Here is a 22123-nt window from a genome sequence, read left to right as displayed (position 1 = left end):
GCGATTGAAAGAGAAAAACCAAATGAAGGCTTAATTTTGCATTCAGATCAAGGGGTACAATTTACTTCATGGGCATTTGTAGACTATTGTAAAGAAAATGGTATTATCCAAAGCATGAGTAAAACTGGCTGTCCATATGATAATGCGCCCATGGAAAGATTCTACAAATCATTTAAAGCAGAGTTAATATATCCAAATAAATTTAATACTGAAGATCAATTAGATGAAGCTGTAAATAGATATGTACATGTTTGGTACAACCACATTAGACCTCATTCATATAATGGTGGATTAACACCTTTCGAGGCACGAAATTTGGCTTAAAAAACCGTACTTAGTGTTACAAAAAAGCTTGACCATTACAGGGATGATTATAACGAAGAACCCTTCACAAAAGATACTTTTATCGACGCACTTAAGGATCCTTATATTGGGGAATGGCGCAGACGATATTCAACCGACCGTTTCGGATACGTCGTGTGTGATGGTACACAATGGGAGTTGGAATTTGAATACAACAATGGCCAGAGGCCAGTAAGATTTAATGGTGACAATTCATACCCTTATAACTTCGATAAGTTCCAGGTGCTATTTGGCATTGACGATACTGAGGAGGAGGACGACGAGGATGAGTAGATTTCATTTGGTGAAGGGGGAGGTCGACAGTGACAAAAGAATTAGATAACACTTCCGAAAACCAGGAAGTGGAAAGAATTGATAAAGTATCAAGTAAATCTCTTATGTTATTTAAGACTGACATTGATAGATATGGTAGAGATATTACGGCCATGAGTGACTTCTTTGACGAATACGTTCAGCAGATGTCTTTGGCTTTAAGAGAGCAATCAGCTTTAGAGATTGTCTCTGAACTCCCTGTTGCCAATCTGGGAATAATAAATGATGTTATACATCAAGCTGATGTAATTATGAGAGGGAATATTACTTTACTACCTGATTTTGAGAATTTGCCTCCTGATATTAAATCCAAATTAAAAAAAGGATTATACACGGTGGGAGAATCAAAGCAGATAGACGGAAATTTAAGAGCAGTAATTTTAGATGAAAATGGTGTAAGAGTTAAAGATATTACATTGAAAAAGGTTATTAATGATTCAGGAAATATTGAAACTGCAAGAAGTATTGGCAATCAACTTCAAATGCGTCAGATATATGCGAAATTAGCTGATATACAAGAATTTCAGACATATCAGCTTGAAAAAGATAGAGACAGAGATATTATTGTTCCATTCTTGGATGCAAGGGCATTAGTATTAGAGGCAGAAAATAAAGAGTCTGACGAAGAACGCATATTACTATTAAAAGAGGCTGATGGGAAAATTAGAACTGCTCTTAACGCAATTTATGCAGATATTGAAACAACATCAAAAAGGTTTGCTAGACTCACAAATATCCCTTTTGTACAATTTGGAAATCCTTTGAATCGATACATGGGGTATTTAACGAGCGACTTTCAAATTGCAACAAAATATGTCGGTGTGTGGATGCAGCTTCTAGAGTATATGGGGGATACAAAAACTGCAAAAGCTGTATTGCAGCAATACCAGCACGTTATGTATGATGTCTTGACAAAGCCAGTAACAAGAAAAGGCTTATCAACTGCAGCACTGATGCATGATTACTTTCCATATAATAAAACGAATATGAATTGTTGGTATACTTTTTCAAAGGAAATGCGACCAGCTTTAGAGTCAGGTATTAGGACCTTAGAATTAAGTATGAATGGTGAATATAAAAATGATGTATACATAGTTTCGGTGGAGGATGTTAACGATGAAGAAAAAGAATAAATCCGAAAAAGTTTGTCCGTGTGGAAGAATTATCACTGATCCCAAAAATAAAACTGGACTTTGTCCAAAGTGCCAAAAAACTGGGGTTAATATAGGGGGCGCATTGGGCCTGGCTGGAATTGTAATTTTAGTAAAAAAACACAGTGGCAAAATTATGAAAGGCGCTATTAATGTGGTCAAAAACTTAAAGTAGTAGTGTTTATCATGATGCAGGCATTTATATTGCCTGAAGGCAATGATGTCAAAATATGTACAATGACATAGGGTAATAGAATGAAAATACCATATTAATTTAGGAGGATTGTGAATGGCCATTGTAACAAAAACAATTGGAGAACTTAAAGATTATCGTTTTTTTGTGCCATCATATCAACGTGGATATCGTTGGACAGAACATGAAGTAACGGCACTACTTGATGACATCTATGAATTTTCAACTGAAGGTAACAAACGTTACTGTATTCAACCTCTCGCTGTTAAAAATCGAGAGGATGGATCATTTGAAGTAGTGGATGGGCAACAGAGACTAACAACTATATATATTTTCATGAAAATAGCTTCTCAGGAAATTCGCTCAGCTACTCCTCCTTTTGATTTAGAGTATAAAACTAGAAGTGATAGTGCAGATTTTTTAAAAGCCTTGTCAGATGAAAAGAATTTAGAAAAAGAGAAAAATAAAAATATAGATTTTTATCATATAGCATCTGCTTATGAGAAAATAAATTTTTGGCTGGACAACCAACCAGATAAGTCGGTTGCTATACAGGAGTTAAATACAAAAATCAGGAAGAATGTATTTTTTATATGGTATGAGATACCTGCTGATAACGATCCGATAGCTATATTTACAAAGGTAAACTTAGGGAAAATTCCATTAACGAATTCCGAACTTATAAAAGCGTTGTTATTGAATAAAGATAACTTTAGTACAGACATAAACAAGCGACAAACTGAGATTTCTGTAGCTTGGGATCGAATAGAGCAAGGATTACGGGATGATTCTTTTTGGTACTTTCTTAATGAAAGAGAACAGAGTGGCACGCGCATTGATATGATTTTTGATTTATTAGCGAATGAGGAAAATAATAAGTTTCCTACACCAATACCGACTAATCAAAATTATTTTTCGTTTTTAGTTTTTTTAGAGAAATTAAAATCTTCACCTGATAATGAAGAATTTGTTAAAAATCTGTGGGATGAAGTTGAAAAACTATATGCTGAATTCCGGGATTGGTATTCAGATTTGGATAAGTATCATATAATTGGATATCTTGTATCATCAGGAGTAAAAACTGCTGAGGTATTTACCTTGACGCGCGGTAAACGAAAAAGTGATGTGATGAAAGCCTTGCTTGAAAAAGCAAAAATCGTGACAGGCAAATATACTTTATCTGATATTTCTTACGATAATCAAAATGACCGACGTAAAATTCGTAAGCTACTTCTTCTCTTTAACATTGCAACTTTGGTATGCAAGAGTGAAAAGCAATATCGTTTTCCGTTTGATATATATAAAGGAGAAACAGGAGATAAAATCAAATGGGATATTGAACATATCCATGCGACTGCTGATGAAACTGATGAAGCGGACGATAGTATAGGAAATTTAACACTGCTTGATGCCCAAACTAATCGTGGTTATCAAAATTCTGTATTTGTTGATAAGCGCAAAATTATCATTGAAAGAGAATCAAAAGGATTGTTTGTTCCGTTATGCACAAAAAATATTTTTTTAAAGGTATATTCGAAAAAGCTTGATAGCATGGATAGCTGGGGAGCTGATGATAAGAAGGATTATATTGAAGAAATGGACAAAATCCTTAAGGCGTTTTTTGATGGGAGGTTTGGGAAATGAGTGAAGTAGCTATTAACACACTCTTTAGGCTTTTTGATAAATATAAAGTAGAGATACCAAAAGTACAACGGGACTATGCACAAGGAAGACTTGATGATCATGCTAAAATGGTACGTCACAATCTACTAGAAGACATGAAGGTTGCAATTTTAGAAGAAACACCACCTTTAGATCTTAATTTTGTATACGGTAAAGCAGAGGATGATAAATTTATCCCATTAGATGGTCAGCAGCGCTTAACTACACTATTTTTACTACATCTATATGCTTACTTTGATGATCATACAAAAACAGATTTATTGAGAAGGTTCACATATGAAACGCGTACCAGTTCTCGAAACTTCTTAGAAAAACTTACTGAAAAACGTGCAAATGTTTTTATGTCTGAGTTAACACCTTCGAAAGAGATAGAAGATTCAGAGTGGTTTGTTTCTGCCTGGAAATATGACCCAACGATACAATCTGCACTTACAATGTTGGATGATATAAAGAAAGTCTTTGGCAATGTAGAGGATCTTGCGCAAAGATTATCTGGAATGGAACATCAGCCAATAGTATTCAATTTCTTGGAAATGAAGGATCTTGGGATGGAAGATAGTCTATACATTAAATTGAATGCACGTGGCAAACCTCTTACTCCTTTTGAAAATTTTAAAGCACGCCTAATCGGTAGGTTGAAAAAGCTTAAACTGAACTTTGAGAAAGACTTTGAGGATGCTTTCGACCGTGAATGGACAGATTTGTTTTGGTCAAATTATAAAGAGGATTTTGATGAAACATATTTAACTTTTTTTGGCGTTCTTCTTATGAATAGAGGGATAATAACAGCTGATAGTAATTGGGCAGATACTTTAGATTTTGAAAAAATTGATGAGATAACATTTAAAAAAATATTTTATACACTTAACTACCTCAATGATAATAGAAATAATGAACTTGTACATCAGCTTATTTTCAACGGTTTAAGAGAAAAACGGACATATCAAGATAGATTATTATTTCATGCTGTGACAACTTATTTATTTATGTCGGAAGGCAATGATACTGGATCGTTTACACAATGGGTGAGGATTTTTAGTAATCTTATTCTTAATTCACAAATTGATACATCGGTACTGTATCGTCGATCAATAGAAGGTATAAATGTACTTGCAGATAAATGGGATAATTTAATTGACTACTTCTCAAAAAAAGAAAATGTAACAGGGTTCTCTTTAGAACAAATAAAAGAAGAACAAAATAAGGCGCAAATAATATTACACGATAATGAGTTTGCTGACGAGATTTATAAAGCAGAACAACATCCGTATTTTAGTGGACAAATAAGATCGGCTTTATATTTTGCTGTAGACAATAAAAAGGTATACAGTAAGGATTCTTTTGTTGAATATTGGAATAAAATAGATTTGTTGTTTGACGATACAAAACCTAAACATGGTAATTTATTAAGACGAGCTTTGCTGGTTTTCGGAGATTATACACTACCAGTATCATCATACAAAACTCTATGCATTGATGATCCAAATGAAGCATCAAGTACCCCGAGTTTAAAAAGATTATTTTCTAATAATAGTATAATAGTCAAAAAGCTTCTTGATACACTAAATTTAACTGATGATATATCAGTCCAGTTAGAAAATATAGTGAAGAATTCAGTCGTTCCGAAAAATGATTGGAGATATTGTTTCATAAGAGTTCCTAAGTTGTTTGGGTGGATGAGTGCTTCTCATTTAAGATTGCGTAATGTAAAAGGACAAATGATTGTTGTACCAAACAAATCTTCGAATGGTTATACTTACGAGATATTTTCGTTGGCATTGAAATGGATACTAAAGTGGGAAAAGAAGTTAGACTTGGAATTAGAGTTTCAAGGTGATATAGGAACTTGGGTTGATAGATACTTATTTACTAAAGGATTCTACTTTAGTTTTAAAGGTGGAAAATTTACTATCAAAGATGGATCTGGACAGATAGTCTTGGAAACAAAGACTGATGATCCTTTGGATGAAGCAGTACAATTTGTTTTGTCACATTAATAATTATTTGATTAGAAATAGCTATATCGAACACGTTAATATTTGGATATGTTCCCACAAACTACAGTCAATATTGGATATGTTTCCAAGAACGAACCTTTAAAAAAAATGGGGTTTGAAACAAAGGAATTGATAGCTATCATTGCAACTCCAAGCACGTAGAAGCGATAATTCTGATGACACGTAGTGGTTCTGGCGAGAAAAAGTAGGGTTTGACCACAACATATAGTGGTTTTGGCCTGAATTTTGGGCAAAAAGCAGACGAAAAAATGACGTTTTTTGACCCCTAAAAAAGGGCTAAAATATAGATGACATAGGTATTTATGATTAATAAAAGTATTTCATTGTAAGATTGACACTGAAGAATACTACTTGACCCTTACACTATGTGAGGGTTTAATATTAAGTTGATTCAATCAAAAATAAGTAGGAAGGAGCAACCTGCATGCTCAAAATAGGTGATTTTTCTAAAATTGGAAAAGTATCAATCAGAATGCTCAGGCATTATGATCAAATAGGGATTCTTAAACCAGCCTGTATTGATAATAATACAGGATACCGAAGTTATTCTATAGACCAGCTGCCAAGACTTAATAGGATCATTTTTTTAAAGGATATCGGATTTTCGCTGACAGAAGTCATGGGGTTAGTTGATGAACAAATCTCAATTGATGAAATGAAAGCAATGCTAGTCAGAAGGCAAAGAGACCTGGAGAATGAGATTAGCATGGCGCAAATCAATTTGAAAACAATTGTTGATCGTCTTCGTATAATAGAAAGCGAAGGTGATATACCTAAATTCGATGTCAGTATTAAGAGTACAGAATCCTATGTCTATGTTTCTCATAGAACGATAGTGCCTCATTTAGAGCAAATGGGAGTATTTTGTTATAACATGTATGCAAAACTGTACAAAGAGCTTAATGTGATGAATATCACACCGATTGGTCCAGAAATCACATTTTACTTTAATGAAGAGTACAGTGAAACAGATCTTGATATGGAGACTGGCATTGTTGTGCCCAAGACATACTTAGAAAAGTTTCGATCAAACGAAACCGTGCTTAATGCTAGGGTGATCGAGGCAGAAGAACACATGGCATATGCTGTATATAGCGGAGCATTTGATGGCATCGAACAAGCAATAATTGAGTTGCTTAAATGGGTTGTAAGTAATGATTGGCAAATTACAGGAGCACTTAGGGAGTTGCATCTTTCAGGACCAGCTCACCCCAATGGCGAACTAGTAGAAAATGCAATTATTGAACTTCAAGTTCCAGTTTCAAAATTATTATAAATTACCTCTTGACCCTCACATTATGTGAGGGTCTATTATTATGCTAATAATGGAAAGGTGGTAATTTTATGAATGGCGAACTACATGTTGTATTAGGAGCAACCGGATCCGTTGGCAAAAGTGTCATTGAGGAACTTCAAGCTAGAAAACTCAAGATTAGGGCTGTAGAGAGAAGCAAGACAGTAAAAGGAATAGAAACAATCCATGCGGACTTGTTGGACTTTGATCAAGCGACTTATGCCATAACGGGAGCAACTCATGTCTATTTGTGTATAGGACTACCGTATAGTGCTTTAATTTGGAAAGAACAATGGCCTCTAATAATGAATAATGTGATTAGTGCATGTGAGAAGGCAGAAGCAAGACTAATTTTCCTAGACAACATGTACCTGTATGGTCCAGCACCCTTAAGTGTGCCATTTAATGAAAAGCACACAAGAAATCCTGTTTCTGAAAAAGGGAAAACTAGAAAGATTATATCAGACATGCTCTTAAATGCTCATGAATCAGGTAGAGTAAAGGCGGTAATTGGTCGTTCGGCTGACTTTTATGGACCCAATGTCATCAATAGCCCCCTCTATATATCATTCATAGAAAGGATGCTAATAGGAAAAGCACCCCAGTCCCTTGGAAATACAAATATTAAGCATACTTATTCATATACCAACGACAATGGAAGAGCATTAGTCACACTTGCATTGGATGATAGCACTTATGGGCAAGAATGGCATTTGCCTGTCAGCAGAGCAATGACGATTGATGAAATTGTAGTCGAGATCAATAGCGTAATGAACACAAATTTTAAGGCAACTCTTATTCCAAGAATTATACTGAAAATCATGGGAATATTTATACCTAATATCAAGGAAGTCAATGAAATGCTCTATCAGTCTGATTTCATATATATTATGAACGACGAAAAGTTTAGAAAGCATTTCCCTGATTTCAAAGTGACTGAATTTGAAATAGGCATAAGAGAAATGATAAATTCGTTTAAGCGTTAAAAACAATGCAAGTAGGGTAATGTATTTGGTAACTAGAAATTAACAGATGATAGCTTATGCTGCATACATTAACATTAATGTCTAATATGGATTTTTTTATTAGATAGCTAAAGCGTTTCGCCAGGCTTGACTACGGGGTATGGTTCTTTTAGATTGAATGCGACTTAAGTAGATTTATATCTAGATTGGAGATTTTTTATGAATTACATCTACCCAAGCATTCCTATTATTGCCACTTTGATAGAGGCGCTTATTGTTTTTCTGATTCTTGAGAAAATCTATAAATTAAAACCACTACTTGTTTCTTTTGACTTTCCTAAAAAGGAAATTTTGCTATCAACAATCCTTTACTTGATTTTGTTTATATTTGTTTTACTCATCTTTTGGCTCAAGGGAATTCAAAATGCAACAATTGGCAATACAGGAGAAGAATACAGCTTGCTGACGGCATTACAACAACTTTTATCCAACGCTATCATTCTATTGCCTTTTGGGATCACATTGACTATTCGAAAGCAAAGTCCAAGAACATTGGGCCTTTTCAAGGAAAATCTTCTTCCTTCTATTGTTGGAGGTCTTGTCATCAGTGCTTTAGCTTGCGTGTTCTTCAAACAAGTATCTATAAAGATATGGCTCTCTGCACCGATTTTATTCCAACTAGTGGCGCAACTTGGAGTTGGATTTAGTGAAGAAATGATTTTTCGTGGTTACTTATTATTGAGATTTTCGGCCTTTTTTCAGAGAGCACATGCGGAAATCATCACAGCAGGCATGTTTGCAATCATACACATTCCCCAAAGGTTATTCTACAATTTCACCCCGATGGAACTACTCATAGACTTGGTGGTGCTTTTTATCTGGGGATGGGTGTTCAATAGAATGGTGCGACTTATGGGTAATATATCAGGATTAGCCATATTGCATGCAGTAATGAATGTTCTGATTGGCGCATAATAACCGGTAGAAATAAGATGGCGTATACGTAGGAGCTTTAATGTGAGAAACATAGCTAGCTATGCAAAATGAGGTGTTTATGGATTTAATGAATTTAAACGAACACGGAACTAAAGAGAATCTTCAAAGACATGAGGCAAACAATCTTAGGCTCAGTTATATAATTAGGGCAATTTTTGTCTTAAATACAATGGGAGTTACCATTTTAGTCGGCAAGAGCGAGTTTGAAAAAATCACTGCGCTTACGATTTGCGTATTAGGAATTATTTTGTATTTTGTTGCTATTTGGTATATTCGGAAAAAGTCCCAACTAAATAGACTAAGTATTATAGGGGTTACTTATGATATACTGACAGTAACATCAATGCCCATAATATGGTATATTTCTGTGGGTGGCGAATCGGTGTCTCCGGTGTACATGCTTAAAGTACCACTTGTGATTGTGTTTCAGTTTATACTTTTGATTCTTAACAGTATCACACTCAAGCCCAAACTAATTCTGATCTTTGCGTTTGGAAGTATTATTGGGCAACTCGGTATTTTAAATTATGTACTTAATCAAAAGAACGTAAAACTTTCAGGAAACTTTGTTACACATATGCTCGGAGATAGTTTTGATCTAACATTTTTTGTTGTTGCTCAGGGATCCTTTTTAGTTATCGCTTTTGTGATGTACCTTGCTACTTTACGCCTAAGAAAAATGCTAGAACATTCTGTGCTTCTTGAAGCGAATAATATAGCTGTCATGTATGACAAGAATCAAGCATTAGATCAACTCGACAAAGCTTATAAAGAAACAGTAGATAGGATTTCAAAACTCGCAGAGTACAGAGATACTGAGACTGGTGTTCATATTGAGCGCACACGTGAATATGTGAAGCTACTGGGTGAACTCATGCATTTAGATTCGGCAGTAATTGAAAAAATGTATTACGCAGCGCCTATGCATGATGTTGGTAAAGTAGGAATACCGGATGAAATTCTTCATAAAAAGGGTCCATTGACCGAAGTAGAATGGGATATTATGAAGTTGCACGGTGAAATAGGTGCAAGTGCTTTTGCATTTGCAGAATCCGAGGTTTTAAAGTGTGCTCAAGAAATTGCTTTGAGCCATCATGAAAAATGGGATGGTTCAGGTTATCCTAATGGTTTACACGGACAAGCGATTCCGCTATCCGGAAGAATTATGGCGGTGGCAGATATTTATGATGCATTAAGGAGCCCTCGGCCTTACAAAAGAGGGTTTACACACGAAGAAACCGTTAGCATTATGACTGAAGGAGATGGACGTACACGTCCAGAAGAATTTGATCCTAAGTTGCTATCTTTATTCAAAGAACATCATCAAAAGTTTAATGATATTTTTGAGCAATATAAAGACAAATAATTTTTGCAATTATTCAATTAACTACTTGACCCTCACATTGTGTGAGGGTTTATTATTATGATGAAGAATAGAGAAGATTTGTAGAATTATGGAGGGATAACTATGGAAACGAAGATTTATTTTTTTTCAGGAACAGGTAATTCAAGGCATATTGCATATAAACTATCCACACTTCTTGGTAATACTGTTCTCACAGACATAAGTAAAGAAACCAATAAGACTGTTAAACTAAATGCAAAAAGAGTTGGGATTGTATTTCCGGTTTATGCATCAGGTATTCCAAGAATTGTTACAGATTTTATTAAAAAAATGAAGTTTGATGGATCTGAAGAAATCTTTGTAGTTTCAAACTATGCAGGTGATGAGGGCGTTTCACTGCAGGAAATACAAAACAGAATTCAAAAAAGGAATGGTATTGTAAAGTACGGATTTTCAATAAAACAACCAAGTAATTATATTATAAGAGACGAGGCTCAGTCACTGGAGATTCAGAGAAGTATATTAAAGGAGGCAGATGAGAGAATTTCAGAAATTGCACATAAAATTGCAAATCACCAATTTGAACCTGTTACGAAAACCCCAAACATTAAAAAGTCAGCGGTACATTTCATGGCGATGAAAGTTTTTCCAAAGTGGGATAAGAATTTCTGGGTTGATAACAATTGTAACCACTGCGAAGTGTGTAAAAAGATATGTCCACGAGGTAATATCTCAATTACTGGCAATCAGATTAAATGGAAGGGTAATTGTGAAGTATGTCTAGCCTGTCTGCATTGGTGTCCACAAAAATCTATTCAATTTAAAGATAAGACCTTAAATAAGGAAAGATATACAAATCCGAATATAAAAATGACGGACATTTTTCATGCATAATTACAAGATAGAATTAAGATTGGAGATGTCTCAAAATGAGGAAAATCATAGAGTCAAGTATCATCATAAAAACTTCGCAAGATGTGGTTTGGGAGAAAATTACTAAATTTAAAGACTACAACAGTTGGAATCCGCAGATAAAAGATATAAAAGGAGATTTTAAGGTCGGTGGCACTATTTACTTTAGTGTAATTAGTCAAGACAAGCAGATGTCAGTTAAAGCAGTTTTAAAGAAAATGGACCGACCAGGATTACTTTGTTGGCAAAGTGGTGTAAGGCATATATTTCATGTCAGCCATGAGTTTATAGTGACACAATTAAGTGAAGATTCTGTAAGGCTAATACAAAAGGAAACATACAGTGGAGTTGCACTACCATTTGTTGAACGATTAAATCCGGAATTATTGAAAACTACAGAGGATGGTTTTTCAAAGGTGAATCTCAAAGTTAAACAAGATTGTGAAATAATGAGCATATGAAAAGGAGTTGGATTAGTCATGAAAACAGTTGAAAATTCGAAAAGATTAGGATTATTTTTACTTATTGAGGGACTTTTGATTTTTGTGCCCATGATTATACTTGGTCAAGCTATAAATTGGCCTGATATATTGGGAGAACCTGCGAATGTAGTTCTGCCTTTGATTCACCAACATAGTTCAGAAACTTTGATAGGTTACTTTAGCTACATGGTATACTCAATTTTATTCTTCCCTGCAATCGCATTAATTGCATTTAATGTATCTAAGGAAAAATATTTAGAACCATCGCTATGGATAGCTGCTGCATTTGGAGCTCTTTCAGGAGCTACTCGGAGTATTGGAATTATTCGATGGCTCAGTGCGATGCCAATACTTGCGAATCTGTACAGTGCGGGTGATAATGCGGCCAAGGAAAGCATTTCAGTTATTTTTGAAGCGATCAATGCTTACGGCGGTTCAATAGGTGAAGACTTAGGGGTTAGTATATTTGCCTCAGTTTCAGTGGCTCTAATCAGTGTTTACATCTTAAAGAATAAAACGTTGCCCAAATGGACAGGTTGGTTTGGCACGGCAGCAGCAATAGCAATAGCAATTCCGGCACTAGGGATATTTGGTATTGATGTTGGTGTTATGGTAATTGCAAGTGTTGCTGTTGTTCAGTTTTGGTTTATGTTCTTGGGTGTCTATTTGATGTTTAGAAAATATAAAGTATAACAGCAAATTGGGATATTATAAAATTAGTAATCAAAAGGATATACATTCGGTAAAGAGTTTCTTATGCTTATTATGGTACAATTATTATAAATCAAATATGGAAGGGGGTTAAGATGTGGAAAAAGTAAAAATGATGTCTTATATTTTGGATAGCATACCATATCCTATTTTGTTTGTTGATTGCGATCATATAATAAGATACATGAACAATGCGGCAAAGTACCATTATTATACTGAAAGAGGATATAAAGAACTAATTGGTAATTCACTATTTGAGTGTCATAATGAAGAATCAAAGGAGAAAATTATTGCGGCTATTGAAAAAATCAAAAGACATGGTAATGAAATTTTTCTTGGGATTAGCATAAAAAATCAAAGAATATATTTGAACCCGGTTCGAGATGATGAGGGTGAATTAGTTGGTTATTTTGAACGGTTTGAACTTAATTTACAAAAGTAATTTAAAGTTACTGTTCTATTGAATAGTGAAGTTGTAGTTGCGCGGTGAAGATTAAGATGCGCTATAATTCAACAATTAGAATCAGAGCTTTAATTTTCAAGGAGGCTATTTATGGATAAATTTGAAGAAGTGAGAAACCTTTACCCTGGACTAAAAAATCAAGTATATTTGGATACACCAACTTCAGGGCTATTATCATCCAATAGTTATGAAGCAATGAAATGCAAACTTGATAAAAGTCATTTTGAAGGACTTTCATTAAATGAGTATTGGAATGAATGGAACCATTCTGACCATGTACGAAAAAAAGTGGCAGAAATGATCAATGCGTCTGATGAAGAAATCTTTTTCGGCAAGGATGCATCCGACATGATTAATGCATTTGTTGCTAACATTGATTTTCCTTCTGGTTCGAATGTAATTATTCCTGATATTTCCTTTCCGTCCACTAGGAATGCTTGGCTTAACCGTGAGTGTGATGGACTAAAAGTGCGGTTCGTACCTAATAAGGCACGTATTGTGACCACAGATGAGATTTTATCTTACATTGACGAAAAAACATTTGCAATTTCTATCTGTGCGGTAGAGCCATCTACTGGATATGCTTACGACCTTGATTTGCTGAGTAAGGTTTGCTCAGAGAAGAATATATTCTTGGTTATTGATACTACTCAAGGTCTTGGTCTTATGTGCTATGATATGGAAAAGACTCGGATTGATGTAATGATCTCGTCAACATATAAGTGGATGAATAATGTTTTTGGTCTAGGAATTGGCTATATAAGAAAGGAACTCCTCCAGAATTTAAAACCAAGACATGTTGGATGGACAGGTATACGTGATAGAAAAAAAGATTTTAGTAACCTTGAATTAACTATAAGTGAGACTGCTAGTCGATTTGAAACGGGGGGATTAAACTGGATAGGATTGGCCGGTGTAGAAGAATCAATAAAAACATACTTGAATCTTGGAAAAGAAGATATTCAAAAATATGCAATGGACATGGTCCAATATTTGTACGATGAAATGGCCGAAGTAAAACATTTCAAAATCACGCCTTGGCTGCCAAAAGAAAATCGAAGTGGAATAGTCTACTTAGAGATAAGTGATAAAGTGTCCATAACAGGAGAGGAATTTGCTCAAAGAGGGATTCGTGTTCATGTGTCTGGAAATAAGGTCAGAATAGGGTTACATTTTTACAATAGCTTTGAGGATGTAAAGAAGTTAATAACGATTTTAAAAAACTATAATTGAATGACTAATTATATCCACCAAGGAACCAGTAGGTCTTCGCGACATCATTTTTGTCTGCGCAAGGAATTGCGAAACTATTGTTAAACTACAAAAATAGTATTCTTTGAACCTTGAAAATTCAAGGTTCTTTTCTTATTAAAAAAAATCTATAGTTTAGATTAAATAGTAAGGAATCTATGAAAGTGATATAATTAATTTCAAAGATAATAAAAATTAATTATATTGGGAGAGGTTTAAATGGCTGATATAAAGTTATTTAAAATAGATACTGGTGTGGAAGAATTACCAGCTTCATGGGTATCACTTGAAAGAGAGCTACAAACAATAATTGAAAAGAATATGACTATATTTTTTGGGGTTACCTTTCTTAAAACTGAATATGTAACATCAAATGGGGGACGTATTGATAGCTTAGGGATAGATGAAAATAATTGTCCTGTTATTTTTGAATATAAAAGGGCTAGCAATGAAAATGTAATAAATCAAGGGTTATTCTATTTGGATTGGCTTTTAGACCATAAAGCTGATTTTGAACTTTTGGTAATGAAAACTTTAGGCAAAGAGTATTCTGATAAGCTCGATTGGACGATGCCACGCCTCATTTGTATTGCTGGGGATTTTACTAAATATGATGAATATGCTGTAAAACAAATTAATAGAAATATAGATCTTATCAGATATAAAAAATTTGGTAATGAATTACTATTGTTTGATTTAATTAACTCAAATGTGGCTACTCCAATTAAAGAAGGTATTACAGAAAAGATAGTTAGGCAAAGTACAGATAAAACATTTGACGAACAATTAGAATCAACTAGTGGTAATTTAAAAGAACTATACTATTCTATTAGAGATTACATTTTAGCGCTTGGCGACGATGTAACTGAAAATAAGTTGAAGTTATATTGCGCATTTAAAAAAATAAAAAATATTGCATGTATAGAAATTAGAGTAAAAAGCATAATGCTATATCTAAGATTGAATCCTGATGATTTTAAATTTGAAAATGGATTTACAAGAGACGTGAGTAACATCGGACATTGGGGAACTGGAGATGTAGAAATTACAATAAAAAATGTTGAGGATTTTGAAAAATCTAAAGAGCATATAATAAGAGCCTATGAAATTAATTAAGATAATATGGAAATATCTTTATACACTCTAATTAAGGATTCATTTACTAATGTTGAATTTACAATTTAGATTACACTTATTTATTTGGAGGTATGTAGTATGAAATCTAATTACAAACAATTGCTTAGAAATCCAGACATACAGCCTACAAGTGACATTATAGCTGAGGCACTCCAAGATGCAAATGATAGTTATATAAAATTTTTAAATGAACTTGCAAACCAAGACATTGACCTAGAATGGCGTTATTATACTGACGGCAAAGCTTGGTTAGGAAAAGGACTCTACAAATGGCTAGGCGTTCGGGGAGGTCAAAAGGTGACTACAGTCTTTTGGCTTTCTATTTGGGAGGGTTTCTTTAAAATAACTATATATATCCCAGAAAAAGCTCGTGATGATTTATTTAGCCTTCCACTTAATAATACGGTTAAACAGATGATTAATGATTCAAAGCAAATGGGAAATAGATTGAAATTTTTCCCTCTTGTGTTTGAACTTAACTCAAATGAATCATTTGAACAGATTCATATTTTATTTGATTTCAAAAAAAGCTTAAAGTAACTTTCCATAATATGTGAAAAGCTTATATTTTATTAATATGATATAATAGTAATTCGTGAGGTATCTCATTCGATATCCGAGTTAATTATATATTGGCGTTGCCAAAGTTTTTGGAGGTAAATAAATGTATAAAAAGTTTTTTAGTATGTTTTTGCTGTTATTTTTATTTGTTGCAAATTTTACAATATCATCGTTTGCAGATGTCGCTGTAGGTGATAGTATTATTTCATTCGGTGCAGATCTTTCGGAAAGTGAGAAAGACTCAATATTAAAGGAGTTTAATCCACCAGAAAATGTTCAAGAAATAGTTACAACAAATGCAGAGGAACATAAATATTTAGGTGGAGTAGTTCCAACTAGCAAGATTGGAAATTTTGCTATATCATCAGTTATGATAACTTATACTGAAAAAGGAAGCGGTTTAAAGGTAGATACTAGTGACAAAATCACATATATTACTGATGAAAGTTATATAAATGCTTTGATTACTGCTGGAGTGGAAGATGCAGACATAAAAGTTACTTCTCCAAGAAATGCAAGTGGAACAGCAGCATTAACTGGTATTATGAAAGCATATGAGGTATCTTCAGGAGAGGTTATTGACGATAGTATAAAAAAAGCAGCTAATGAAGAGATGATAAGAACTGTTGAAATAGGGGAAGTAATAGGAAACGATAAGGCAGTAGAATTGTTTAATAAAATAAAACAAGAAATTGCTAAGCAAAACCCTAAGACAACTGAAGAAGTGAGAGATATAATTATTAATATAGTAAATAATTATAATATTAATTTAACCAATGAACAAATAGAGCAGCTAGTATCACTTTTTGACAAAATGAGAAGTCTAGACATTGATTGGAATAGAGTATCTAATCAAATTGAAGACATCGGTAATAAAGCTACAGAATTTTTATCATCAGAAGAAGGCAAAGGATTCTTAGAAAATTTAAGGCTATTTTTTAAAGCATTGCTAGAATGGCTTACTCCTTAGTTTAAGTAAATAAACTCTCATCCTTTAATTATGATATTAAAAGATGAGAGTTTTTATTGTAAATACAGCTCATCAAATTTTTAAGGAGGATTCAAATATGAATGATAAAATTGATAATCATTTTACTATATGGATAGACGCAGATGGATGTCCTGTTGTAAATTCAACTATCAATATTGCTAAACAAAATTCTATACCAGTTATAGTGGTTAAAAACTATTCCGTGCAATTAAACAGTGATTACGCTAGAATAGTCACCGTTGATATAGCTAGAGATTCAGCAGATTATTATATAGCAAATAACATTAGCCCCTACGATTTAGTTATTACGCAGGATTATGGTTTAGCTGCTATGGTCCTCGCAAAGAAAGGATTTTGTATTAATCAAAATGGAAAGGAGATAACTCCTTCTAATATAGATTTTATACTTGATACAAGATATCATAATAAAGTTTCAATGATGCAAAATAATAGAGGGCCAAAACATAAAAAACGTTCAGAAAACGATAATTTAATTTATGAAAAATCACTTACTGAGTTTATTAATGAAAGGATTTTAAATAAGTCCAAATAAATATTATTCTGATTATTTTTTAAAAATTCAATAAATTAATTGCCAACAATTTTATACTATGTTAATATAACTAAAGTGGTATATACAACTATACCATTGATGAAAGGAAAGATTTTATTATGAACAAAAACTATATTCCTCCTATTTATATCCAAATAAAGGATATCCTGATTGAAAAAATTAATTCAGGAGAGTTAGAAAGTGGCAGTCAGCTTCCATCGGAAAGAGATCTAAGTGAAACCTACAGTATAAGTAGAATGACCGCTAGAAATGCATTAACTCAGCTAGTTGATTCTGGATATGCATATAGAGTAAAAGGCAAGGGTACTTTTGTAAGTATTCCAAATTATGAAAGAGATTTTGTTAAGTTAACTGGATTTTCACATATGCTCAAGTCTAAAGGTATAAAGCCAAGAAGTAAAGTTATAACACTAGGTATTATTGAGGCTAATAAAAAAATAGCTTCCCTTCTAGATACAACCATTGGAACCAAAGTTTATGAAATTGTTCGTGTTAGATATGGAGATAATATACCACTAGCACTTGAATACTCTTATCTACCTATAAACCTATTTGAAAATCTTTTACAATATGACTTTGAAAACACATCTTTATACGAGGTCATTGAAAACGTTTACAATTATAAGTTTAAATATTCAAAGCAATGGATTAAAATCACAACTTTATATAAAAATGAAGCAAAAATTCTTGATGTAGATGAACATACACCAGCATTTTTACTTGAATCAATATCCTATGATACGAATGACAAAATAGTAGAGGTTACAAGGTCTCTAAATATAGGTGATAGAACAACCTTCTATACAGAACTGTGGCCAAATGCTTGATTATAAAAACTAGTCTAACATTTATTTATGAGGTGAAATGATGTCTGATTCTATTGTTACTTTAATTGATGTTGAAAAAAGTTTTGGAAAAAATAAAGTTGTCCAAAAAATGAATATCGAAATAAAGCAAGGAGAATTTTTAACACTTTTAGGCCCTTCTGGCTGTGGGAAAACGACTACTCTAAGAATGATTGCCGGATTTGAGGAAGCGACCTCTGGAATTATAATGGTTCAGGGCGAACGCGTAGAAGACAAAGAACCATTCGAAAGAGATGTTAATACTGTATTTCAAAACTATGCTCTTTTCCCTCATATGAATGTTTTTGACAATATAGCCTATTCACTCAAAATCAAAAAAAAGCCAAGAGATGAAATTGCAAAAAAAGTTAAAGAGATGCTTGAACTAGTGCAATTAAATGGCTATGAATATAGAAAGCCTGATGCTTTATCTGGAGGGCAAAAACAAAGAGTTGCAATTGCTAGAGCTCTTGTAAATAATCCCAAAGTCTTGCTTTTAGACGAACCCCTAGGAGCTCTTGATTTGAAGTTAAGAAAGCAGATGCAGGTTGAGCTAAAAAGGCTTCAAAAAAAGCTTGGTATTACATTTATCTATGTAACCCATGATCAAGAAGAAGCTCTTACAATGAGTGATAGGATTGCAATAATGAATCAAGGTATCATTGAGCAGATTGATTCGCCAAAAGAAATATATGAGCATCCAGTTACAAAATTTGTTGCAGGTTTCATTGGAGAATCAAATATCTTCAATGGTAAAGTTATAGATTTGAGTAACGAAATCTTAACAGTGGAAACTTCGTCTGGAATAATAAAGGCAAAAGGTAAGGGTTTTGAAATAGGCGAAAGTATTTATGTTTCTATTAGGCCTGAGTACATAAAAGTAAGTAAAGTAATAATAGATGGATTTGATTTAAAAGGAAAAATAAAAGATTTTATTTATATGGGTACAGTTGTAAAAACATCAGTTGACTTAAAAGATCACTCTGAAATAAAATATAGCCGATTTGAAAAAGATGATGAGCTTTGTGAAGGTGATATTGTAAATATCTTTTGGAATCCAGAGAAAGCCGTAGCTATTAAAACACAAATTTAGTTTGGAGGAGTTTATGAACCAAAAATCAAACTTTACTAGAAAAACACTTCCAGCGATAGCAATGGCTGGGCCAGTATCTTTGTGGATGATTTTATTTGTAGCTTTGCCAATGCTTTATATAATTTATATAAGCTTTATGTCTAGAGGTGTCTTTGGAGAAGTTGTTTATGAATTTTCTTTAGATAGCTATAAAACTCTGTTAGATAGTACTTATTTTAAAGTTATTATTAAATCTATACGAGCAGCAGCGATATCAACTATATTATGTTTATTAATCGGTTATCCATTTGCATATTATATTGCAAAGCAACCAAAGGAAATTGCATCAAAGCTTATTATGCTAATTATGATTCCTTTTTGGACCAATTCCTTAATGAGATTAAATAGCTGGCTACTTTTATTTCAAACTAGCGGACCTGTAAATAAATTTCTACAGTATATAGGCTTTATTGAATCTCCTCTAAACTTAATTTACACTGATGGATTAGTAATGGTTGGACTTATAACGAGCATGCTTCCATTTGCCGTTCTTCCTATGTACAGTTCAATTGAAAAGTTAAGCAAATCTCTTTTAGAGGCTTCAGCTGATTTAGGTGCCTCAAGAATAACTACTTTTATCAAAATAACACTTCCTCTTACTTTTCCTGGAATAATATCATCAATCATTCTTGTATTTATTCCATCACTTGGTATATACACAGTTACAGATATGTTGGGTGGCGGCAAAGTTTTATACATAGGAAATATAATAAAAAATCAATTCGGAGCAATAAGAAATTGGCCTCTTGGTGCTGCTTTATCTGTATTATTAATTGTTATAACAGGGCTTCTTATATTTATATATACAAGATTTGCAAAGATTGAGGATATGGAGGTGCTGTAAGTGAGTAATTCTAAACTTCGAAAAAAAAATAACCTATCTAATTTAATAGGAATGATTTACTCCTTAGCAATATATACAGTGCTATATATACCAGTTCTTGTAATGATGATTTTTTCTTTTAACAATCAAAGATATAACTATTATTGGAATGGTTTTACTACTCAATGGTACGCTAAGCTTTTTACAAATTCTACGGTAATTGGAAGCTTATGGTATTCAGTAATAATTGCTGTTTTGGCTACTTTAATATCCGTTACCATTGGCACAATTGGCGCACTTGGATTAAGAAAATATGAATTTAAAGGGAGAAAAGCAATTAATAACATGCTCTATATACCTATAATAGTTCCTGAAATAGTTATGGCTGTTGCTCTTCTTATTGTATTCATGAAAGTTGGATTTGCTCTTGGTATGGGAAGTATACTTATTGGTCATTGTACATTTTGTATACCCTATGCAGTTGTAACCATAAAAGGCAGGATAAGTGGAGATGATTATAGTTTAGAAGAAGCATCGATGGATTTAGGTGCTAGTAGAATTCAAACATTTATTAATGTGACTCTTCCTTCTATTTTTCCAGGAGTCATGAGTGCAGCGTTTTTATCTTTCACATTATCAATAGATGATGTTGTAATGAGCAATATGCTTTCAGGCGCTAAGAATTCAACTCTCCCGGTTCTAATTCTATCAATGAATAAATCAGGGGTTACTCCAGATATTAATGCACTAACCACAATCATGATTCTTATCATTGTAATAGCGATGATTTTGAATAATAAAATTAATAATGCGTTAAAAAAACGCAGAAAAGTGGAGGGAATACTATGAAAAAAGCTTTTTTAATTTTTTTGACTGTGATTTTAGTTTCTAGTGCGTTTGTAGGTTGTAAAAGCAGCACTTCAAGTTCAGACAATGAGGATAACCAAACAGCTTCAAGCAAAGAATTAAATATTTACATGTGGCAGCAATATATATCAGATGATTTAATTTCAAAATTTGAAAAGGACAATAATGTAAAAATTAATCTCTCATACATGAGTGACAATGCAGATGCAATAACCAAATTAACTGCAGGTGGAGGTCAAGAATACGACCTTATAATGACTTGTGACGCTTATATGGAATCTCTCGTAAAGGGTGGGTATGTAGAAAAGCTTAACTTTGATAATATCCCTAATGCTTCAAATATTAACGAATCTTACTGGACAGCTAAAGAATATTGCGTTCCTTACCTTATGAATTATATTTATGTTGTTTACAATAAAGATACATCTCCAATCGAAATTAAAAGCTATAATGATTTAATCCATCCAGCCTTAAAAGGACAAATTGCAACTATCGATGGAGCTAGAAATCTGTTCCCTATAGCTCTCGTTGCTCTTGGATACGACCCAAACTCTACAAATGAAAACGAAATTGCTGAGGCATATGAGTGGCTAGTAAAGTATAATGAAAACGTTGTAGCATATGGAAATGCTGAGCAAAATCTTACAAATGGTACTGCCTCTGTAGCTTTTACTTATGATGGAAACGCTTCATGGGCAATGGCTGAATTAGGGGATAAAAATAATCTTGTTATAGCTGATTTTGATAATGATCCTGTTCAACTTGGATTTGATCTTTATGTAATACCAAAAGGGGCAAAGCATGTGGATCTTGCTGAGAAGTTTTTAAACTATATTACAAATCCTGAAGTAATGGCACAAAACCTTATAGAATATCCGTATTCATGTCCTAACGATGCAGCTGTTGAGGTGGCTTCTGATACTTATAAGAACGATCCTGCAAGAAATTTTGATTATAAGCAAAACGTTTTTTTCCAAAAAGATGTTGGAGAAGCAATGACAATTTATAATGATTATTATCAAAAATTAAAAGTTGGAGAATAATTTAATTTATT

General features: G+C 33.3%; 23 protein-coding genes. All 23 read left to right on the top strand.

What is annotated here, in order from left to right:
• On the top strand, window positions 1–324 hold a 324-nt coding region (locus tag B5X47_RS10710; protein WP_143215808.1), incomplete at its 5' end, for an integrase core domain-containing protein.
• Window positions 325–704: 380 nt separating this feature from the next.
• Complete coding sequence (locus tag B5X47_RS10700; protein ID WP_242951042.1) at window positions 705–1808, top strand: hypothetical protein; 1104 nt, start codon at window positions 705–707, stop codon at window positions 1806–1808.
• Window positions 1792–2001 carry a hypothetical protein gene (locus tag B5X47_RS10695; protein WP_079590132.1) on the top strand — a complete coding sequence of 70 codons (210 nt, stop codon included), beginning with the start codon at window positions 1792–1794 and terminating at the stop codon, window positions 1999–2001. Before B5X47_RS10700 ends, B5X47_RS10695 begins: the two co-directional genes overlap by 17 nt.
• 114 nt (window positions 2002–2115) lie before the next feature.
• On the top strand, window positions 2116–3663 hold the full coding sequence (locus B5X47_RS10690) for a DUF262 domain-containing protein (protein WP_079590131.1): 1548 nt from the start codon (window positions 2116–2118) through the stop codon (window positions 3661–3663).
• A complete protein-coding gene (locus B5X47_RS10685; protein WP_079590130.1) occupies window positions 3660–5699 on the top strand; it encodes a DUF262 domain-containing protein in 2040 nt (679 codons plus the stop codon). The genes B5X47_RS10690 and B5X47_RS10685 overlap by 4 nt, the downstream gene beginning before the upstream one ends.
• Window positions 5700–6144: 445 nt before the next feature.
• Window positions 6145–6996 (top strand): MerR family transcriptional regulator, encoded by an 852-nt coding sequence (locus tag B5X47_RS10680; RefSeq protein WP_079590129.1) that lies wholly within the window; start codon window positions 6145–6147, stop codon window positions 6994–6996.
• A 68-nt stretch (window positions 6997–7064) separates the two neighbouring features.
• Window positions 7065–8000, top strand: coding sequence for an NAD-dependent epimerase/dehydratase family protein (locus tag B5X47_RS10675; RefSeq protein WP_079590128.1), 936 nt, complete (start codon window positions 7065–7067; stop codon window positions 7998–8000).
• A 198-nt stretch (window positions 8001–8198) separates the two neighbouring features.
• The gene (locus tag B5X47_RS10670; RefSeq protein WP_079590127.1) at window positions 8199–8954 is read left to right on the top strand and encodes a CPBP family intramembrane glutamic endopeptidase; all 756 of its coding nucleotides are present in this window, start codon (window positions 8199–8201) and stop codon (window positions 8952–8954) included.
• Between the two features lie 79 nt (window positions 8955–9033).
• Window positions 9034–10341, top strand: coding sequence for an HD-GYP domain-containing protein (locus B5X47_RS10665; RefSeq protein ID WP_159446467.1), 1308 nt, complete (start codon window positions 9034–9036; stop codon window positions 10339–10341).
• A 102-nt stretch (window positions 10342–10443) separates the two neighbouring features.
• Complete coding sequence (locus tag B5X47_RS10660) at window positions 10444–11214, top strand: EFR1 family ferrodoxin (protein WP_079590125.1); 771 nt, start codon at window positions 10444–10446, stop codon at window positions 11212–11214.
• 35 nt (window positions 11215–11249) lie between these two features.
• On the top strand, window positions 11250–11693 hold the full coding sequence (locus B5X47_RS10655) for an SRPBCC domain-containing protein (protein WP_079590124.1): 444 nt from the start codon (window positions 11250–11252) through the stop codon (window positions 11691–11693).
• 18 nt (window positions 11694–11711) lie between these two features.
• Complete coding sequence (locus B5X47_RS10650; protein WP_079590123.1) at window positions 11712–12407, top strand: DUF4386 domain-containing protein; 696 nt, start codon at window positions 11712–11714, stop codon at window positions 12405–12407.
• Between the two features lie 115 nt (window positions 12408–12522).
• Window positions 12523–12867 carry a PAS domain-containing protein gene (locus tag B5X47_RS10645; protein WP_079590122.1) on the top strand — a complete coding sequence of 115 codons (345 nt, stop codon included), beginning with the start codon at window positions 12523–12525 and terminating at the stop codon, window positions 12865–12867.
• Window positions 12868–12978: 111 nt separating this feature from the next.
• Window positions 12979–14121, top strand: a complete 1143-nt coding sequence (locus B5X47_RS10640; protein ID WP_079590121.1) for an aminotransferase class V-fold PLP-dependent enzyme — start codon at window positions 12979–12981, stop codon at window positions 14119–14121.
• Window positions 14122–14358: 237 nt separating this feature from the next.
• A complete protein-coding gene (locus tag B5X47_RS10635) occupies window positions 14359–15255 on the top strand; it encodes a DUF5655 domain-containing protein (protein WP_079590120.1) in 897 nt (298 codons plus the stop codon).
• A 99-nt stretch (window positions 15256–15354) separates the two neighbouring features.
• Window positions 15355–15816, top strand: a complete 462-nt coding sequence (locus B5X47_RS10630) for a DUF3788 domain-containing protein (RefSeq protein WP_079590119.1) — start codon at window positions 15355–15357, stop codon at window positions 15814–15816.
• A gap of 124 nt (window positions 15817–15940) precedes the next feature.
• Entirely contained in the window at window positions 15941–16807 is an 867-nt protein-coding gene (locus B5X47_RS10625) for a DUF1002 domain-containing protein (RefSeq protein WP_079590118.1), read from the top strand.
• A 97-nt stretch (window positions 16808–16904) separates the two neighbouring features.
• The gene (locus tag B5X47_RS10620) at window positions 16905–17381 is read left to right on the top strand and encodes a YaiI/YqxD family protein (protein ID WP_079590117.1); all 477 of its coding nucleotides are present in this window, start codon (window positions 16905–16907) and stop codon (window positions 17379–17381) included.
• A gap of 119 nt (window positions 17382–17500) precedes the next feature.
• Window positions 17501–18229: a GntR family transcriptional regulator gene (locus B5X47_RS10615; protein ID WP_079590116.1), complete on the top strand. Its 729-nt coding sequence runs from the start codon at window positions 17501–17503 to the stop codon at window positions 18227–18229.
• A 40-nt stretch (window positions 18230–18269) separates the two neighbouring features.
• Window positions 18270–19340 (top strand): ABC transporter ATP-binding protein, encoded by a 1071-nt coding sequence (locus B5X47_RS10610; protein ID WP_013361414.1) that lies wholly within the window; start codon window positions 18270–18272, stop codon window positions 19338–19340.
• A gap of 13 nt (window positions 19341–19353) precedes the next feature.
• Window positions 19354–20223, top strand: coding sequence for an ABC transporter permease (locus B5X47_RS10605; protein ID WP_013361415.1), 870 nt, complete (start codon window positions 19354–19356; stop codon window positions 20221–20223).
• Window positions 20224–21051 carry an ABC transporter permease gene (locus tag B5X47_RS10600; RefSeq protein ID WP_079590115.1) on the top strand — a complete coding sequence of 276 codons (828 nt, stop codon included), beginning with the start codon at window positions 20224–20226 and terminating at the stop codon, window positions 21049–21051.
• Window positions 21048–22112, top strand: coding sequence for a polyamine ABC transporter substrate-binding protein (locus tag B5X47_RS10595; protein ID WP_079590114.1), 1065 nt, complete (start codon window positions 21048–21050; stop codon window positions 22110–22112). The genes B5X47_RS10600 and B5X47_RS10595 overlap by 4 nt, the downstream gene beginning before the upstream one ends.
• Window positions 22113–22123 lie beyond the last annotated feature (11 nt).

This window comes from Acetoanaerobium noterae (assembly GCF_900168025.1).
GTDB lineage: Bacteria > Bacillota > Clostridia > Peptostreptococcales > Filifactoraceae > Acetoanaerobium > Acetoanaerobium noterae.
The sequence above is the reverse complement of the archived record's forward strand: the minus strand, read 5'-3'. Positions and strand labels throughout refer to the sequence as shown.

Coding starts and splice junctions, on each gene's coding strand:
- B5X47_RS10695 (WP_079590132.1), top strand. CDS start 1,792: ATGAAGAAAAAGAATAAATCCGAAAAAGTTTGTCCGTGTGGAAGAATT.
- B5X47_RS10690 (WP_079590131.1), top strand. CDS start 2,116: ATGGCCATTGTAACAAAAACAATTGGAGAACTTAAAGATTATCGTTTT.
- B5X47_RS10685 (WP_079590130.1), top strand. CDS start 3,660: ATGAGTGAAGTAGCTATTAACACACTCTTTAGGCTTTTTGATAAATAT.
- B5X47_RS10680 (WP_079590129.1), top strand. CDS start 6,145: ATGCTCAAAATAGGTGATTTTTCTAAAATTGGAAAAGTATCAATCAGA.
- B5X47_RS10675 (WP_079590128.1), top strand. CDS start 7,065: ATGAATGGCGAACTACATGTTGTATTAGGAGCAACCGGATCCGTTGGC.
- B5X47_RS10670 (WP_079590127.1), top strand. CDS start 8,199: ATGAATTACATCTACCCAAGCATTCCTATTATTGCCACTTTGATAGAG.
- B5X47_RS10665 (WP_159446467.1), top strand. CDS start 9,034: ATGGATTTAATGAATTTAAACGAACACGGAACTAAAGAGAATCTTCAA.
- B5X47_RS10660 (WP_079590125.1), top strand. CDS start 10,444: ATGGAAACGAAGATTTATTTTTTTTCAGGAACAGGTAATTCAAGGCAT.
- B5X47_RS10655 (WP_079590124.1), top strand. CDS start 11,250: ATGAGGAAAATCATAGAGTCAAGTATCATCATAAAAACTTCGCAAGAT.
- B5X47_RS10650 (WP_079590123.1), top strand. CDS start 11,712: ATGAAAACAGTTGAAAATTCGAAAAGATTAGGATTATTTTTACTTATT.
- B5X47_RS10640 (WP_079590121.1), top strand. CDS start 12,979: ATGGATAAATTTGAAGAAGTGAGAAACCTTTACCCTGGACTAAAAAAT.
- B5X47_RS10635 (WP_079590120.1), top strand. CDS start 14,359: ATGGCTGATATAAAGTTATTTAAAATAGATACTGGTGTGGAAGAATTA.
- B5X47_RS10630 (WP_079590119.1), top strand. CDS start 15,355: ATGAAATCTAATTACAAACAATTGCTTAGAAATCCAGACATACAGCCT.
- B5X47_RS10625 (WP_079590118.1), top strand. CDS start 15,941: ATGTATAAAAAGTTTTTTAGTATGTTTTTGCTGTTATTTTTATTTGTT.
- B5X47_RS10620 (WP_079590117.1), top strand. CDS start 16,905: ATGAATGATAAAATTGATAATCATTTTACTATATGGATAGACGCAGAT.
- B5X47_RS10615 (WP_079590116.1), top strand. CDS start 17,501: ATGAACAAAAACTATATTCCTCCTATTTATATCCAAATAAAGGATATC.
- B5X47_RS10610 (WP_013361414.1), top strand. CDS start 18,270: ATGTCTGATTCTATTGTTACTTTAATTGATGTTGAAAAAAGTTTTGGA.
- B5X47_RS10605 (WP_013361415.1), top strand. CDS start 19,354: ATGAACCAAAAATCAAACTTTACTAGAAAAACACTTCCAGCGATAGCA.
- B5X47_RS10595 (WP_079590114.1), top strand. CDS start 21,048: ATGAAAAAAGCTTTTTTAATTTTTTTGACTGTGATTTTAGTTTCTAGT.